Genomic DNA, 16,965 nt, shown 5'->3' on the forward strand with positions numbered 1-16,965 from the left:
GTTACACATGAAGACTAACCAATTACTCAAACCCATGCTCGTTATGGCTTTGGCCGCCATCTTGGCGGTCATGTCCATCACAAGCGGATTCGCGGGGAAACCGGCAGCGGCTGCAGGCAGCGGCACGATTTATTATGTGGATTCCGCAGCCGGAAACAACAGCAGCAGCGGTACGGACAAAAATTCACCTTGGAAAACGTTAAGCCATGTAAGCGAAAGCGCATCGTTATTCCGGCCAGGAGACCAGATATTGCTGAAAGCCGGCAGCGTCTGGAATGAACCGTTCGACGTCACCTTCTCCGGCTCTGACGATAACGGGATTACGATCGGTAAATACGGCGGAGACATCAAACCGGTCATTAACGGCGGTGGCGGAAATTATGCGGTACGTATTCAAAACCAGCAGAACGTGACGGTTCAGGATATTGAAATAACGAACTTCAACGCTAACGACTATGATGACTACAAAACGGACTATTACCGGCGTTCGGGCGTTTGGGTGCAGGCTTATCATAATGGTCCTATGAACAACATCCGGCTGGTAGGCCTTGATATCCACGACATTACGGGAATATCCGTGACAGGCGAGTCATGGGTTGAGGATACGGATGGCGAATCGGTCAATAAAAATTTCAATGCGGCCATAATGGTAAACGCATGGGAATGGGATGCGAATGTTCCGGCCGACAAGCATGGTTATTACAAAAATTTCACCGTGGAAAATTGCAATATCCACGATATCAAGACGATCGGCATCAATATGGACGGGTACATGAACGACCCGGATACGTACCATAAGAATGTCGTCATACGCGGCAACACCATTAACAAAACAGGATCCGACGGCATCATTATCGGCGTGGCCAATAATCCGCTTATTGAACACAACTCCGTTTACGATGTGGCCATCGATTCGGTGGACGGCAAATGGATCGCGGGCGTATGGGTCTGGAAAACAATCGGAGCAACGATCCAGTACAACGAGGTTGCACGTGTCCATTATCAGAACAGCTCGAACACGGATTCGAACGCTTTCGATGTGGATATCCAGGCGCAGGGCAATCATTTATTCCAATATAATTATTCCCACGACAATGCGGGCGGCTTCACGATGGACATGGGGCAGCTGCAGAACGGGACGACGACATACCGCTATAATATAAGCCAGAACGACGCTCATCACGGTTTTACGGGGAACACGCTGAATATTTCAGATCCTACTCTTTTCTACAATAACGTGATGTACAACGATAATGGAGATGGAATCGTAATCAAGGACAATTCCAAGGCTTCGTTTATCAACAATATTTTCTATACGTCCAAAGGCAATGCTCCATATCCGGCAGGGCCGAAATTCTACAATAATGATTTCTACGGATCGGCGCCGCCAAGCCAGGGCGTGAACAACCTGACGGTTGATCCGAAGTTTGCCGATCCGGGCAAAACCGGAGACGGAATGGCAATCGCTGCCGGATACAAGCTGCGGGCAGATTCGCCGCTCATCGGAGCGGGCAAAGCGATTGAAGGCAATGGCGGCAAGGACTTCCAGGGAAATCCGCTTTATACGGGGTCTCCGGACATCGGAGCCTTTGAAGATCCGAACAGTACGATTTCCGATACGGCAGCGCCTGCGAAACCGTCGGCTCTTGCGGCAGCGGACAAGTCGGATACGGCAATAACCCTGTCATGGGACTCGGTTGAAAACAATGTACCGCTCGATGGGGACATCTATGATGCTTCGACCGGTAAGAAGGTGGCATTTGTCATGATGAGCAACACGGCGGAGTTGACGGGACTTACCCCCGATACCAGCTATGCCTTCTATGTGGTTTCGAAGGATATGTCAGGCAATGCTTCGGCTGCCAGCGATCCGCTGACGGTCAAAACAACGATTCCCGCAGTAATCGTTGATAATGCGGAAGCAAGCCTGACAGGAGCATGGGTACCGGGTACCGCAAATGCCTCCTATCAGAACGACTATGTAACGATTGCGAAAGGAAGCGGTTCGAACACGGCAGCATGGACACCTGAGCTTGCACAGGATGGCTACTACTCGGTTTATTACCAGCTGCCGAACGGATCGGCAAATAGAGCTGCCAATGCTCCGTTCACGGTCAATTTCGACGGAGGCTCCAAAACGTATGCCGTGAATGAACGGCTTCCCGGAGGAAGCTGGGTACTGCTCGGAATCCATAAGTTCAAGGCCGGGACGACTGGCAATGTACGGCTGAGCGATAATGCCAATGGAGAAGTTGCGGCAGATGCGGTGAAGTTTCTGTTTAACGACGAATTTGGCACGGACAGCATAACCAGGGTAGCATTGACAACCGATAAGCTTCAGCTCAAGATCGGGGAGACGATGGGGCTCTCGGTTAAAGGAATGAATGGGGCGGGCAAAGCGCTGGATTTGATTTCCGAAGGCATGTCCGTTCAATTCACCAGCGACAATGCAGCCGTATCGATTTCCGGAGACGGCGTAATTACGGGAGTATCACAAGGAACAGCAACGATTGGCGCGAGCATTACGATCAACGGAGTCGCTTTTACAAGCAATCATGTGAAAGTTATCGTGGGGCCGGGCTTCTCTGTCCAGGAGCCTTCCATCACGGACAGCAGCGGCTTGCCGCTCGCTTCATTCTCTTCGTTCGGGCTGGTGACAGCTTCGACTTTTGCCGTTAATTCTACCGATAAACAGCAGAATGTCACATTAATTATGGCTGTGTATAACCGTAAGGGTCTGGTGAAAACCAGTATGCAAAATGCAGTTATCAAGAGCTATGACAACACAGAGCTGAATACCTCTCTGGTTATGCCGGAAGATGTATCCGGATGTTATTTGAAAGTGTTCGTATGGGATGGCAAAGATGAAATGCATCCTCTTGCGGCGCGAACCATTCATCCTGATTCTCTCAATTAAATCGATTTCCGGCGGCAGATTGAAAGAAAGCAATCTGCCGCCAGGAAAGGGGGAGGAGACCAGCATGCTAAGAAGAACACGGCTTTACTTCCTTCTGATCCCCGCACTCGCCCTCTTGGCTTTTTTTCTATTGACCAACCATCAGCCGGAGCTTGCGGGAAGCTCTGTCGTCGCTGTCGTTAACGGCGAGTCGATCACGTACGGCGAGATGAAGCGGGAAATGGACAGCCAGCGTGCGAGGGTGATCGGCACAAGCTCTGACGGGGAGGAACCATTGGAAAAATTAAAAAAAGAAGCATTATCAAACGCGGTTAACACGAAGGTTGTGCAGATGATGGCTAAGGAAAAGGGCATCGTTGCGGATATTTCCTACGAAGCCTTCTTAACAGGCCTGACCGTGGAAAATAAAAGAAGGGCGGCTGCGGTTAAAAGCAATCAAGCCGTCTTTGGACCCGAGCACTATGGCGAATCCGAATACTATCGTCTTATCCAATCCAATATAGCCGGGGAATTAAAAAAGATCTTACAATCGGAGACGGTATTCTCCGATGAAGAGCTGCAGCAATACTACGATTCCAATAAGGAACAATATAAGGTGCCAGACACGATCAGAATCAGAAAGGTTACCGTATCCGGCGTCGATGCCGATGCCGGGGAAATTATGAAGGACATCCGTTCCAGGGTCGACAGCGGAATGAATATAGATGAGGCTTCCTCCGGCTACGGAAAGTCCGCGCATGTTGAAGAACAGATTTTCGATGCCAAATCCGCACATAGCGACACCTTGGGTTATCCAATCTTGCTTTCAAAGGTGCAGCCGCTGCTGCAGGGACAGCTTACGGGCGTATTTCAGGAAAACGGCAAGTATCTGTTTGCCCAATGTATAGAGCGGACGACCCCTGGCTACCTGGCATTCAAGGAGGTCAAGGAAGCGATTCGGAGTCATTTGGCAGGCCAGGTGTTTGACCGGGAAATAGAGCGCCTGCTGCAGGATGCCAAGGTTTCAATTAACGAGGACGTTTATGACCGCATTCGTGATCAAACGGTTCAGGGTTAATCGTGCATGATGGAGGGAGGTGACCGCACATGATTGATTTGTACAGCTCCGGTTAGTCGAATGATGTCAAATTGGCCCAAGATTCATACGAATACCCATTTAAAGGAGGCGTTATGATGAAGAAACGGTTTCTATCCTTTTTCTTATCTTTGGCTGTCATATGCTCTATTCTTTTCACATCCAATTTGACAACGGTAAGCGCATCAGATCCCATCGTTTCCGGAAATGTCTATAAACTCATCAATCCGGCCAGCGGCAAAGCCCTGGACGTAAACGGGGCCGGGACGGCCAATGGAACCAATGTTCAAATCTACACCGACAACGGTTCCGTGTCGCAAAAGTGGCAAATCACCAGCAATGGGGACGGGACCTACAAGCTTGTCAATCCGAACAGCGGCAAAGCGCTCGACGTTAACGGCGAATTGACGGCTGATGGAACCAACGTTCAAATTTGGACCTCGAGCACGAGCGTGGCCCAGAAGTGGCAAATCACTAACAATGCTGACGGCTCTGTGAAGCTGATCAATCCGAACAGCGGCAAAGCGCTCGATGTAAACGGCGGGGGAACGGCCAATGGCACCAATGTTCAAATCTGGACCTCAAACACCTCGGCAGCGCAAAAGTGGCAGCTGGTCAATGTGACAGGTGCGGCGGAAACGATAGGAACAGGCAGTATGTCGGCGCCTGCGGTTGGCCCCGCACCTTCGTTCAGCGTGGGCGGAAGCGGGTTTGTTCTGGTTAAGAACTGGAATTTCGGCAGCAATGGCACAATTAAAAACATTTCGGATATGAACAGCGAGTTTTATTATCACGATCAATTCAATACGATCGGCAACGGCACGAATTACGGGGCCATAACGCTGGCCCCGGACGCGGCGAACGCGATTTCGGGTCAGCCGATCGAAGATCCGAACAACAAGGTCCGTCAGTTTACGACGGATTCCTTGAAAACGACCCTTGTTCCGTTAAACGGCGCCACGACGGTTTCCCCGACCCAGCATAATGTGGGCAACGGATCGTTCCAGCCGAAATTCACTTTGCCCGGCGGCGGTTCGCTGCTCGGCCGTGATATTCTGTGGGAGACCCGCGTCAAGTACGTTACGCCTAAATATTTCTGGTTTGCGCTCTGGAACTCAGGAAACCAATGGGATGGCGGCGCAGAGCTGGATCTGCAGGAAAGCTTCGGCTACGATAATGGCGGCGGCAACACGAACTTCGACGGACGGTATTGGCATTCAGATCCTGTAGGCGGGACAGCCACGACAAATTATTCGAATTGGGGAACGGGAATGGCTTCTCACGGCATTACATCCTTTGATGCCACTCAATATCACACCTATACATTGGTCTATCGGGCGAATAACACCTACAGCCACTATATGGACGGTATCGAGATCCAGTCCGGCACGATCAATTGGACGCTCGGGGCCACTTCGAACGGAACGCCGATTGATTTCCATTTTTTGGTTGATGCGGGCTGGGGGCATACGGGAGTAGCGAGCGTGAATCATTCCATGCCCGCCTCCGAGCTCCTCGGCAAATATTACGAGTTTGATTACAGTCGTGTATATTTAAGATAAAACCGGCAGCGAGAACGAGACTTCACCAACCTTCCCTTCATACAGGGGAAGGTTTTTTTTCTAGCGGCTGGGCCAGGACAGGCAGTGTAATGGTAAATAACGTGCCTTCATTTACGATGCTTTTCACGGACAGCATGCCTCCGTGGTCCTGAATGATCTTGTAGCAGATGGACAGGCCAAGTCCGGTTCCCTCTTCTTTCGTCGTGTAGAAGGGATCAAATATTTTGGGAAGCTCGTCTTCAGGTATGCCTCTACCGGTATCCTGGAGTTCGATAACCGTAAATATCGGGTCCGTTCTTTTCACCTGGATATAAATATGACCCGGCTCGTCCATGGCTTCCAGAGCGTTTCGAACAAGATTGATCAGGACCTGCACGATCTTGTCCCGATCCATCATGACCAGGATGGTGTCATCCAGGCTGTGAATACGGATGCTGTGTCCTTTCGAGAGAGTCTGCGATTCGGTTAAGTATTTGACTCTGTCCAGGCAGCCGGAGATGGTCTCCGGTTTCATATTGCTCATATGGGGCCGCGAGAATTGCAAAAATTCAGCCGTTAATTCATTCATTCTGGTTATTTCATTAGAGATGATATCCACCCATGGTTTAATGTTATACGACTGGGATTTCGATAAATCAATGAAGCCTTTAAGTGTTGTCAGCGGGTTCCTGATTTCATGAGCCATCCCGGCAGCAAGCTCACCTACCATTTTCAATTTCTCGTTTCTGAATAATTCCTCTTCGCGTTTCAGCCACAGCACTCTCTTGTTCTGAAAAAGACGATCCTCCGCTAATGAGATAATTTGCTGGGAGGACGAGCTCTCCTCGGGGAACATAGCCATGCTGTAGGTGATCTCGTAGCCAAGGCTCCGCGATTCCAATATCTCTCGTACCTCTCTTAAGGCATCTCCTGTTACCGGAATCGCCAGGGCGAAACGGTCTCCGGCATAACGCGAGATAGCCGCCGCATTTGAAAAGTAGGTTCGCAGGATGATGGATATCTTCGTCAATATCTCGTTGCCGCTGCTTATACTTTCTTTGTTGATGCTCTTAAAATCCTGAAAGTCCAATAACAGCAGGACAAAGCTTGCTTTCTTGTTTTCGACCAAATCGTTCACCGCGTTGATATAACCGTCATAATTGAGCAGCCCGGTCAGAGGGTCATGATTCGTCAAAAAGGTATTCCATTTTTGAAGACGCTTTTTCTCTGTTTCAGATGCAAGAAGATACTGGATCACGAGCACAACCAATACGAAACCAATCAAATCATAGACGGAAACCAGAAGGTTATATTCAGTCCACGGTAGGTAAGTCAGTCTTATGGAGGTATATAGAAGTGAATATCCTACGGTGATGGATAAGGTATATTTAATATCCCGCCGGCTTCTGATTTCCAGAACAATCAAAATAAAGTACAGCAGCTGGCACCAATTGAGGTGGCTGCACCAATGAAAGAATGCGAGCGCTGTCACTTGAGAATACAGAACCGTTTTGGATTTGTGTTCAACGAGCATGACAGATAAAAAAAGTACAGCAGAAAGAAGCAACAAGGCAGGGCTGGTTACTTTTCCCAAAATATAGGAGGATAACGTGAGTAAAGCAGTTAAAGCAGTTATCAATACATATCTGGCTTTTCTACTGAACATAGGACACTCCCAAAAGAAAGAATTCGATTCGAGTTTGACCAATCCAAAGCCCATTATATCCGATCCCAAATAAAATAAATGTCGAAATCGAGATGTTTTAAAGAATAATGGAATAATTGCCGGACAAGCCTGCATATCCATATGAAAAAGATTCACTGTCAAGTCGAAAGAGGTCCTTCTATGAAACCTATTTTCGAAAACAAGAACAATTATAGTGACATTCCGATTGTTGTGACGACACAGCCAAATTTGAATAATTTGGCTCATTGGCATGCGGATGTGGAGTTTATCCTCGTCTTTGAAGGTCCCATCCAGATGGGCATCAATACCGAAAGCCGACTGCTTGAAGCAGGGGATATGGCGATATGCATCAGCAATGACATTCATTATTTTGTGACGAAGAAATCCAGCTCGACGTTGGTGATCAAATTCCTTCCGGAGCTGATCGACGGCAGCGGGTCATGGCAGAAGCATCATTTTGTGCCTCCCTTTATCCAAAAGAAGTTCGTGGACAAGAAAAACGGTCTGAAAAGCCGTGTCTATGAGGATATACTGGAGCTGTTCCGGGCATTGGTCCATGAAAGGCAGCGGCAAAACGATTATTTTACGATCGTCATGAAGGGAAAGCTGCTTGAGCTTTGCGGCATGTTTCTGCGGCATTTGCCCAAGGAAGAAAGCGAATCCGCGCTGGCCCGAAGCTCCTCAGGCATCAGTCTTGTGCAAGCGGCTGTTGAATATATGGAACAAAACTATATGCGCAGCATATCCCTTGACGATATCTCGAAGACATTGAACGTCAGCCCCCATTATTTCTCGAGAATCTTCAATAAAACGATCGGCATGAATCTCAAGACCTATCAAAACCAACTCAGGCTGAACAAAGCGGAGAGCATGATCCTCACGGAAAATGCGGCAATAACGGACATTGCCTACGAGTGCGGCTTTAACAGTATCCGGACCTTTAACAGATGCTTCAGACTGGTAAAAGGATATACGCCGACGGATCTTCGCAAAACATCGTTTAGAGCTTCCCCCTGAGGGGAGCGGTGAAATGACGGACTTACGCCAGGGGCAGCCAGCCCCTTTATTACTGTCCATGCACAAATAATGAGCAAAAAATGGCTATAAATCAGACAATGTGTGGCGAGCATTCATAACCGATCTCCCCTAATATAAGACGTGCAGACAAATAAAGGCAGGTGGTAATGTATCCGCTTACAAAATTTGACGGATCAAGGGGAGACAGCCCGATTCCAGGCTTCAGGGAAAAAGGTTAAAAGAGGAGGAACCTGTTTATGAAGAGAAATTGGCTTTTGACGCTCGCTTTCATACTGATCCTGGCTCTGGTTGCTGGCTGTGCAGGCAGCGGGGGGAATGACGGAGGAAGTTCTTCCGGTGAGGGAGCCACAGCGGATCAGCCTTTTGCAGGGCGGACATTAAGCTACTGGAGCCCGTTCAGCGGCGATTCCCAGCTTTGGGATAAGGAAAGAATCGCTGCTTTCACGAAAGAAACGGGAATCAAGGTGGACGTTCAGTTTATTGAACCGGATGGCGGGCTGTCGAACGGGAAGCTGCTGACAGCCATATCCGGAGGCACCGCTCCCGATCTGGTGGAAACGAGCGCGCCGGCCAGAGGCTACAATTTTGCGGCGCAGGATTCTTTGATGCCCTGGGATGACTATCTCCCGGCAATCGGATTTGAGGACGGTTCGGTTATGCCTGGGTTCAAGGATCTGATGAAATACGACGGCAAGACTTATCTGGTGCCCCAGGATTCCAATGTTCTGCTTCTCTACTATAATACGAAGATGTTTGAGGAAGCGGGACTTGATCCGAACAAACCGCCCGCGACTTTAGCGGAACTTGACGAATATGCCGCGAAGCTGACGAAGGTGAGCGACGGGAAAATTGAACAGCTTGGATTTATTCCCTGGGTGGACAACGGCGGAGATGCGTTTACCTGGCTATGGATGTTCGGTTCCCCGATCTATGATCCGGCCGCCAAAAAGCTGGTGTTGTCGGATGACAAAAGTGTAGAAACCTTCAAATGGATGAACAGCTACGCTCAAAAATACGATCCTGCCAAATTGAAGTCTTTTACATCCGGGTTCGGAGGCATGTTCTCGCCTGACCATCCTTTCATGACAGGCAAGATCGCCATGACCCTGACCGGCAACTGGTTCACCAACGCGCTCAAGATCTATGCCCCCGACGTCCAGTACAAAGTGGCGAAGATCCCGACGCCGCCGGGCGGCAGAGAAGGAGGATCGCCTCTGAATTCCAATGTATTCATGATACCGAAGGGCTCCAAGAACGTGGATCTTGCCGCGGAGTTCGTGAAGTTTGCGTTGAAGCCGGAAATCAACGGCAACAATTTCGATATCTGGAGATCCATACCGGTTACGGACGCGAAGTTTGACGAAGTCAGCTGGACCAAAAACAACGATGAGATCTACAAGATTGAGCGCGAGCTTGCGAATTCGCCGAATTCCGGCCATCCCGGACTTACGCCGGTATCCTCGCAGCTCGCGGATGAAATTGTCCAGCTCAGAGACAATGTGATCTATAACAATAAAGATCCGAAGCCTTTACTCGAAGCTTTGCAGGATAAGCTGCAAAAGGAAATTGACAAGCAATAATACATCACATGGAAACCTCCAGGCGGCCTTCCGGCCTGAAGGGAAGCAGCATCAATGAAACCTGCCGGGTTCATTTTGGGCGTGCCTGCCTGTGATGAATCCGGCAAATCCAGGATGAAATTGGATTGGAGGCAGGACTTCAATTGGGGAATATCGGGAGAAAAGCGGAGTTATTTGTTGTTTATGTATGTCTGATTCTTTTTGCGCTATGCTTCATTATTCCTTTCTTCTGGCTGATAGCGGAATCCCTCAAAGCTCCTTCCGAATTGTTCGAGGTACCGACCAAATGGTGGCCGGAAACGCCGCAATGGGTTAATTTTTCCCTGGTTTTTACGTCATTTCCCTTCATGCTTTACCTGAAAAATACAATCATCATTCTGATTCCGAATATTATCGGTTCCGTCATATCCAACTCCCTGATCGCATACGGCTTTGCCAGATTGGACTGGAAGTACAGAGACCGTGTATTCGTATTGGTGCTGATCACGATGATTCTGCCGTTTCAGGTCACCATGATTCCGCTCTTTCTGCTGTTTCAGCAGTTCAACTGGATCGGTACGTTTCTGCCTTTGATCGTTCCCAGCTTTTTTGGCAATGCCTTCTTCATCTTTCTGCTGCGTCAATTTCTGCTCGGGATTCCGAAGGAATTATCGTACTCGGCCAAGATAGACGGCGCGAACGAGTTTCAAATTTATTGGAAAATTATTATGCCGCTCGCAAAGCCGGTTATCTCCACAGTGGTCATCTTTGCTTTCCTCGGGACATGGAATGACTTTATCGGCCCCTTGATTTTCTTGAGCGACAATAAATTATACACCTTATCGCTGGGCGCACAGCAGATCATGGGAACTTACGATCCCAAATGGAATATATTGATGGCTCTTGGCGTGACGATGACCCTGCCTGTACTGATCTTGTTCTTCCTGCTGCAGAAATATTTCATACAGGGTGTGGCCATGTCCGGAATCAAGGGTTAGGGGGAGACCATGAACAAAGGCCTGAATATCCGAAAAAGAGATTTCCGCAATGCCATGCTGTTCATTTCTCTGTGGATTATCGGCACGGCGGTATTTAAACTCTATCCGATTCTCATTTCGTTCTACTATTCACTGACCGATTATTCCGTTGTGAATCCGCCGGAGTTTATCGGACTGGATAACTATACCGCTCTTTTCAATGATGCATTGTTCTACAAGTCATTGACCAATACGCTGTATATGGTGGTCATCGGCACGTTTTTCACGACAATCATCGCGATCGCCCTGGCTATTATGCTGAACAACCGAAGGATCAAGGGGTTATCCTTTTTAAGAGTCATTTTCTTCATTCCTACTTTGGTGCCCGTGGTTATCGTGAGCATTCTGTGGATCTGGATTCTGCAGCCTGATAACGGGATTATCAATGTCATATTGGCTCAATTCGGGATCACCGGTCCCGGCTGGCTTGCCAGTCCGGTATGGGCCAAGCCGTCTTTCATTCTGATGATGATATGGGGCTCGGGCACCTCCATTATCATATATCTGGCGGGGCTGCAGGAAATTCCGGATTCCTTGTACGAATCCGCCTCGATTGACGGAGCCGGCTTCTTCAGACGGACGATGTCCATTACGCTGCCGATTCTCTCGCCGGTCATCCTGTTCAATGTTGTCATGTCCGTCATCCACGTCTTTCAATGGTTCGCGGAGCCCTTGATTATGACGGCAGGCGGTCCGGATAATGCGACGCTGTTCTATTCGCTCAACCTGTACCGTGCGGCGTTCCAGTACTTCAAGATGGGGTATGCTTCGGCGATGGCCTGGATTCTGCTGATCATTGCTATGGCTATCATTCTGCTGCTGTTCAAGCTGAACAAGAGATACGGTCACTCCGAATAAAGAAAAAGCCTGCTCGCGCGAGCAGGCTTTTCTCAACCATATCGTTTAAAAGGACGGCGGCCGCCGGTTCTTCCTGTATAAAAATGTGTTCTGTACGTTGTTCATGAAAGGACGGCGTTAGCCGCTGCTTCATGCGGGATTTATTAATCCCGTACTTCCGCGATAATCTCGATTTCGACAGGCGTATGGAAAGGCAGGTCGCTTGTGCCGATAGCGGATCTTGCATGCTTGCCGCTCTCGCCGAATACATCAACCAGCAGATTGGATGCGCCGTTAATGACATAGGGCTGATCCGCGAAGCCGGGTGCGCTGTTGACAAAAGCCAGCATTTTGACGATTTTGACGACGCGGTCCAGGTCGCCCAGATAGCCTTTCATGACAGCCAGACAGTTGATGATCGTTTGGCGGGCGGCCTCTTGGCCCTGTTCAATGGTCAGATCCGTCCCCAGCTTGCCCTCGTACATCAGCTCGCCGTTGATCCGGCAGTCCTGGCCGGACAAATAAATCAGATTCCCCGTCTGATTGCAGGGAATATAAGTGAAACGCGGTTCTGGTGAAGGGGGGAGCACAATGCCAAGCTCAAGCAGACGCTGTTCGATTTTTGCCATTTTAACATACCTCCGTAATTTTAATGGGAATGATTGCAGCTGTGCTGTGCCCGGATGAATTGGCCTTCTCTGGCATGCGTATGCTGCTCACGGTCAAATGTCGGTTTGCCGTTCACGATAACCTGGTTTATGCCGCCAGGGTACTGCCTGGGATTCTCAAAGGTGGCATGATCCTGAATCGTCTCCGGATCGAACACGGCCAGATCGGCCGCGTATCCGGGTACGATCAATCCGCGTTTGCCCAGCTTGAAGCGCTGGACAGGGAAAGACGTGAGCTTGCGTACCGCCTGCTCCAGCGTCAGAACCCGCTCTTCGCGCACGTATTTCGCGAATACCCGCGGAAATGTCCCGTAGAGCCGCGGATGAGGCTTGCCGGTTTCACAGGTCAAGCTGTCCGAGGCGATCAGCGACCGCTCATACCCGATAACCTGCTTGACATCATCGTCCGCCATATGGAAATAGACGATCGATATCCGTCCTTCTTCTTCAAGCAGCAGATCCAGCATGCAGTCCACCGGATGCTGGCCTCTCATTTCGCTTATCTCTTCGATATGCTTGCCTTCAAGCTCCCGGTTCTTGTCGGTATGTACGGCCGAGAGGTAGATGCTCTGCCAACCGGTGGAGCAGACGAGGTTATCCCAATCCTCCTGTTCGCTTCCCAGCTCTTCCCGGATCCGTTTGCGCAATCCCGGGTCCCGGCAAACCTCAAGAGCGCTTGCTATACCGCCCTCTAGCGACCAGGGCGGAAGCACGGTCGTCAATGACGTGGAGCCGGCATTGTAGGGATATACATCGCAGGTGACGTCAAGGCCGCGGGCACGGGCCTGCTCGATCAGCTCCATGGCTTCCATGACCTTGCCCCAATTGCGTTTGCCCGCCGCCTTCAAATGGCTGATATGCAGGGAAACGCCTGTTTTCTCGGCGATCCAGATGACCTCCTTGACGGAAGGAATCAGATTGTTGCCTTCGCCGCGGATATGGGTCGAGAATAGACCGTTGTACTTGGGCAGAACGGAGCATAACTCCGCTATTTCTTCCTTGGATGTGTAGCTGCCGGGAGCATAGAGCAGTCCGATGGAGAAGCCGATCGCTCCTGCCTGAAGCCCTTCTTCCAGCAGCTTCTTCATAAGCTGCAGCTCCTGCGCCGTTGCATCGCGTTTGGCGAAGCCCATCACGGCAATGCGCAGCGCCCCATGCGCCACATATGTTGCCAGATTCTCGGAAGGGGAGGAATGGGCGAGCGTATCCATATACTGAGCCACGGTTTCCCACGGCCATTCCCATGAGGTGGAGCCCAGCACAGGCTGAACGTAGCTTTGCAGCAGCTCGGCATTCGGTCTGAACAGCGGGGCAGGGGCGAGCCCGCAGTTGCCGACCACCTCTGTCGTGACCCCCTGGCGGATTTTGATCTCGCTGAGCGGGTGATCCAGTATCATCAGATCGGAATGGCAGTGTCCGTCGATAAAGCCCGGTGAGATCACCTGCCGGTGAACATCGATCATCCTGTGCGCTTCCTGGTCAAGCTTTCCGATGGCGGCAATCAAGCCATCTTTAATTCCCACATCGCCCATATACCATGGATTGCCTGTGCCATCTACAATGCGGCCATTTTTCAAAATGAGATCAAGCATCCTTTAAGCCTCCTTATTTTGCGGGTCTGACGCTATTCCAGCATTCCGCGCCCGAGCACGGCCATTTCTTCAAATGCCGAGCCGCTTTTGAAGAACACTTTATTATGCAGATTAACGGTGCTGCAAATATGGTTCGGGATAATCCTCAGCCGGCTGCCGATCTGAGGATTCGCCTTCTGCGCATCCGGTCCCAGGCGCAGCATGCCATGCTCCTCGGAGAGCCGCTCCAGCACGGCATCATCCAGGCCTTCGACATGGCCGAAGCCCTGGAGCATAAGCGGCTCGACGCCGGGCTGCACATCGGTGGCAAATGTTTTGCTGCCGCCGTCAACGACGGCCAGATCAGCCGACGGCCTGCTGACGACCGTCACCCAGACGCTGCCGGCACAATCCTCAAGGCTGCATACGCCAAGGCGCGCCTGCATCCGGTCCTGGTAGACATAGGTTCCCGGCCGGATTTCGGTAACGCCCTTTACAGCAGCGGCGTACCTGCCAGTCGGCGTCGAGCCTACGCTCACATCGAGGATAGGGATGCCGCTTGCGCGCAGCCGCCCGGCCAAATCAGCCATCATGCGGCCTTCTTCCTCGCCTGCGGCCTGCAGATCAAGTGTCGGCTTCTGCTTGTGAATCGCTCCGCGGAAGGTGTAAATTCCCGTCAACCGCAGATGCTCCAGCTCATGAATACGGGCTGCCAGCTCCGGCGCCTGGTCGTACAGCACGCCGGTCCGCCGCAGACCGGTGTCGATTTCCAGTCTTACCTGCAGCGGATGCCCGCTGAGGCCGGCAGCTTCGTTCATCCGCTTGGCGCCCTCCAGGCTGTCCACGGCTGCGATCAGCGTGATCTGCCGGCTCAGCTGGATGGCGCGCCCGATTTTATCCGGCGTTACGAGCGGATAGGCAATGAAAATATTCGTGATCCCGTTTTGCGCCATGATCTCGGCCTCTGACACCTTTGCCACTGTTATGCCGACAGCTCCGGCCAGCAGCTGCCGGTGAGCGACTTCGGGCAGCTTATGGGTTTTGGCGTGTGGCCGAAGCTGAACCCCGTGACTTCGGGCAGCTTCAGCCATAGCCTGAATATTGCGCTCCATAACGGCTTGTTCAATAACGATGCAAGGCGTCTGCGGCTGAATTGGCGACATGGACTTATCCGCTGACTCACTCATGCTGCTCCCCCTTTCCTTCCGCTTGGGATTTGCTTTCTTCCAGATAGCTGTACAGCGTATATTTGGAAATGTTCAGATAGCCGCATATTTTCTCGCCGCTTTTCTTGACCAGAAAAGCGCCTTTCTGGTCCAATAGCTGAATCATCCTCATCTTGTCTTCCTTGGTCATGGCAGCCACTGGCCTGCCAACCTGCTCCTGCGCCTCCTGAAGCAGCGCGTCCAGAAGATCGCTCACATTGCTGACGAACGATTCCTTCACATCGATTTGCTGTCCGCCGGTCGTTAATGAATCAAGCGTTCTCTTGGCGAGGATCAGATCCGTGACATCATAGTTGATGCAGATGGCGGCAATGATTTTGCCCTCGCGGTTCTTCTTGTAGATGGAAGTGGAGCGGAGGATGCGCCCATCCTTGGTTTGCGTCATGTAATTGAACCGGTTGCCGTTGACCTGACTGCCCCGCAAAATCTCCAGTCCCAGATTCGTACCGGGATCGCCGATTTTTCTTCCGGTGATATGGCCGTTCTCAATGGCCACGATCGTGCTTTCGTAATCGCCGGTCAAATCATGCAGCACAACCTCGCATTGATCCCCGAATTGAGAGGCAATACCCTTGATCATATCGCTGTAAAATTCAAAGTCCTCGTGGATAGACTCCATCGTTCATCACGGTCTCCCCCTGTGAAATATGCTTCTTTCGAAAATAGTAACACAAACCAAAATGAATTCAAACATAAATTTAGTTTGAATAACAAAAAGTTTGTTCTATAGTCGCCATGCTTCACGAAGGACCGGGCGGAGCAAATGAAAAGGCAAGAGCACAGGCACCCATGATGCCTTCTCTTGCCTTTTTTGATAACCTTATAGCATGTATAAGTTTTATAAGTTTCACGCCTATAAATGTCTATGAGGTTTGAGGGAAGAAACGAACTGCGCCGCCAAAAGGACGGCGACAGCCGGTTCTTCTTAACGAGACACAAGACTATGACTTCGCGATAATATTGTCATAGAAACGCCGTGAGTTCCGGAAGAACGCCTCGACCGATTCCTTCACGAGCGCCATATCTTTGGATTGGCAGGACTTCAAGAGAGCCGAGCGCATCTCCACGCTGTTCTCGATCGCGCCGGGAACCCGCAGCAGCCGCAGGCTGGTCTCCCGGCGGAGATGGACGATCGTCTGCATCAGCTTGGCATAGATGCGGTTGCCGCATATATCTCCCATGTAGAGATCAAAGGTATCCAGCCCGTCCATAAAAACGGCGGGATCGGCTTTTTTAATGGATTTGGAGAGAGTCGTGAGGAGGCTCTGCAGGTAGGCGTAATCCTCTTCCTTGGCAAGCACGGCTGCAGCCAGGTAGACCTCTGATTCTATAAGCTGCCTGGCGGCGTATACCTCATCCAGATTATGAATTTCGCTATGGAACAGCCAGATAATCGTTTCCGCGGGCAGGGGTACCATTTGCTCGTTAACGAAGCTGCCTTCGCCCGCCTTGATGGTGATCAGGCCGACCAGAGACAATGCCCGAAGAGCCTCGCGCACGCGGCCCCGCGTCACCTTGAATTTCTCGGCCAGATCTCTTTCGTTGGGCAGCTGCTCGCCGGGACGAAGCTGTCCGGTGGTGATAAGCCCTGCTATTTGCTCCATAATTTGCTCAGTTACGGTCACTTTCTTGACGGGATTCACTTCAAACATACGGTAGCCTCCGATAGACCTGCTGGTGGAAATGTTCAGGGATAGGGTTATGGAGCCTACTATACAGAATTTTATTGAACTGCACAAGAACGTGTGATAAGGTCAATATTAGGTACTCTGGTAGTACCAATAACCAACCGAATTAATGGACCCTAAA

Annotated in this window: 13 protein-coding genes; 7 read left to right on the forward strand and 6 right to left on the reverse strand. The window is 50.7% G+C overall.

Annotated elements, in window-relative coordinates:
- Positions 1 to 7 precede the first annotated feature (7 nt).
- From AC0YOA_RS08720 to AC0YOA_RS08730, 3 genes are all read left to right on the forward strand, one after another.
- On the forward strand, positions 8 to 2,917 hold the full coding sequence (locus tag AC0YOA_RS08720) for a golvesin C-terminal-like domain-containing protein (RefSeq protein ID WP_475786273.1): 2,910 nt from the start codon (positions 8 to 10) through the stop codon (positions 2,915 to 2,917).
- 64 nt (positions 2,918 to 2,981) lie between these two features.
- Positions 2,982 to 3,974, forward strand: a complete 993-nt coding sequence (locus AC0YOA_RS08725) for a SurA N-terminal domain-containing protein (RefSeq protein WP_475786274.1) — start codon at positions 2,982 to 2,984, stop codon at positions 3,972 to 3,974.
- A 113-nt stretch (positions 3,975 to 4,087) separates the two neighbouring features.
- Positions 4,088 to 5,554 carry an RICIN domain-containing protein gene (locus AC0YOA_RS08730; RefSeq protein WP_475786275.1) on the forward strand — a complete coding sequence of 489 codons (1,467 nt, stop codon included), beginning with the start codon at positions 4,088 to 4,090 and terminating at the stop codon, positions 5,552 to 5,554.
- Positions 5,555 to 5,591: 37 nt separating this feature from the next.
- Here AC0YOA_RS08730 and AC0YOA_RS08735 read toward each other — a convergent pair whose 3' ends face one another.
- Complete coding sequence (locus tag AC0YOA_RS08735) at positions 5,592 to 6,728, reverse strand: ATP-binding protein (RefSeq protein ID WP_475786276.1); 1,137 nt, start codon at positions 6,726 to 6,728, stop codon at positions 5,592 to 5,594.
- 651 nt (positions 6,729 to 7,379) lie between these two features.
- Here AC0YOA_RS08735 and AC0YOA_RS08740 point away from each other — a divergent pair.
- The 4 genes from AC0YOA_RS08740 (at position 7,380) to AC0YOA_RS08755 (ending at position 11,712) form a co-directional block, all read left to right on the forward strand.
- Positions 7,380 to 8,237 (forward strand): helix-turn-helix domain-containing protein, encoded by an 858-nt coding sequence (locus tag AC0YOA_RS08740; RefSeq protein WP_475786277.1) that lies wholly within the window; start codon positions 7,380 to 7,382, stop codon positions 8,235 to 8,237.
- Between the two features lie 257 nt (positions 8,238 to 8,494).
- Positions 8,495 to 9,838: an ABC transporter substrate-binding protein gene (locus tag AC0YOA_RS08745; RefSeq protein WP_475786278.1), complete on the forward strand. Its 1,344-nt coding sequence runs from the start codon at positions 8,495 to 8,497 to the stop codon at positions 9,836 to 9,838.
- 125 nt (positions 9,839 to 9,963) lie between these two features.
- Positions 9,964 to 10,815 carry a carbohydrate ABC transporter permease gene (locus AC0YOA_RS08750; RefSeq protein WP_475786279.1) on the forward strand — a complete coding sequence of 284 codons (852 nt, stop codon included), beginning with the start codon at positions 9,964 to 9,966 and terminating at the stop codon, positions 10,813 to 10,815.
- A gap of 9 nt (positions 10,816 to 10,824) precedes the next feature.
- Positions 10,825 to 11,712, forward strand: a complete 888-nt coding sequence (locus AC0YOA_RS08755; RefSeq protein WP_475786280.1) for a carbohydrate ABC transporter permease — start codon at positions 10,825 to 10,827, stop codon at positions 11,710 to 11,712.
- Between the two features lie 143 nt (positions 11,713 to 11,855).
- Here AC0YOA_RS08755 and AC0YOA_RS08760 read toward each other — a convergent pair whose 3' ends face one another.
- From AC0YOA_RS08760 to AC0YOA_RS08780, 5 genes are all read right to left on the reverse strand, one after another.
- Positions 11,856 to 12,320, reverse strand: a complete 465-nt coding sequence (locus AC0YOA_RS08760) for a RidA family protein (RefSeq protein WP_475786281.1) — start codon at positions 12,318 to 12,320, stop codon at positions 11,856 to 11,858.
- 20 nt (positions 12,321 to 12,340) lie between these two features.
- Positions 12,341 to 13,951 carry an N-acyl-D-amino-acid deacylase family protein gene (locus tag AC0YOA_RS08765; protein WP_475786282.1) on the reverse strand — a complete coding sequence of 537 codons (1,611 nt, stop codon included), beginning with the start codon at positions 13,949 to 13,951 and terminating at the stop codon, positions 12,341 to 12,343.
- Between the two features lie 32 nt (positions 13,952 to 13,983).
- Positions 13,984 to 15,117, reverse strand: a complete 1,134-nt coding sequence (locus tag AC0YOA_RS08770) for an alanine racemase (protein WP_475786283.1) — start codon at positions 15,115 to 15,117, stop codon at positions 13,984 to 13,986.
- On the reverse strand, positions 15,110 to 15,775 hold the full coding sequence (locus tag AC0YOA_RS08775) for a helix-turn-helix transcriptional regulator (protein ID WP_475786284.1): 666 nt from the start codon (positions 15,773 to 15,775) through the stop codon (positions 15,110 to 15,112). The genes AC0YOA_RS08770 and AC0YOA_RS08775 overlap by 8 nt, the downstream gene beginning before the upstream one ends.
- A 322-nt stretch (positions 15,776 to 16,097) precedes the next feature.
- A complete protein-coding gene (locus tag AC0YOA_RS08780; protein ID WP_475786285.1) occupies positions 16,098 to 16,808 on the reverse strand; it encodes a FadR/GntR family transcriptional regulator in 711 nt (236 codons plus the stop codon).
- Positions 16,809 to 16,965 lie beyond the last annotated feature (157 nt).

This window comes from Paenibacillus sp. JT22N12, from assembly GCF_056269365.1.

Excerpts from the sequence above, each read along its gene's own strand:
- AC0YOA_RS08720 (WP_475786273.1), top strand. The coding sequence starts at position 8 with ATGAAGACTAACCAATTACTCAAACCCATGCTCGTTATGGCTTTGGCC.
- AC0YOA_RS08725 (WP_475786274.1), top strand. The coding sequence starts at position 2,982 with ATGCTAAGAAGAACACGGCTTTACTTCCTTCTGATCCCCGCACTCGCC.
- AC0YOA_RS08730 (WP_475786275.1), top strand. The coding sequence starts at position 4,088 with ATGATGAAGAAACGGTTTCTATCCTTTTTCTTATCTTTGGCTGTCATA.
- AC0YOA_RS08740 (WP_475786277.1), top strand. The coding sequence starts at position 7,380 with ATGAAACCTATTTTCGAAAACAAGAACAATTATAGTGACATTCCGATT.
- AC0YOA_RS08745 (WP_475786278.1), top strand. The coding sequence starts at position 8,495 with ATGAAGAGAAATTGGCTTTTGACGCTCGCTTTCATACTGATCCTGGCT.
- AC0YOA_RS08755 (WP_475786280.1), top strand. The coding sequence starts at position 10,825 with ATGAACAAAGGCCTGAATATCCGAAAAAGAGATTTCCGCAATGCCATG.
- AC0YOA_RS08760 (WP_475786281.1), bottom strand. The coding sequence starts at position 12,320 with ATGGCAAAAATCGAACAGCGTCTGCTTGAGCTTGGCATTGTGCTCCCC.
- AC0YOA_RS08765 (WP_475786282.1), bottom strand. The coding sequence starts at position 13,951 with ATGCTTGATCTCATTTTGAAAAATGGCCGCATTGTAGATGGCACAGGC.
- AC0YOA_RS08770 (WP_475786283.1), bottom strand. The coding sequence starts at position 15,117 with ATGAGTGAGTCAGCGGATAAGTCCATGTCGCCAATTCAGCCGCAGACG.
- AC0YOA_RS08775 (WP_475786284.1), bottom strand. The coding sequence starts at position 15,775 with ATGGAGTCTATCCACGAGGACTTTGAATTTTACAGCGATATGATCAAG.
- AC0YOA_RS08780 (WP_475786285.1), bottom strand. The coding sequence starts at position 16,808 with ATGTTTGAAGTGAATCCCGTCAAGAAAGTGACCGTAACTGAGCAAATT.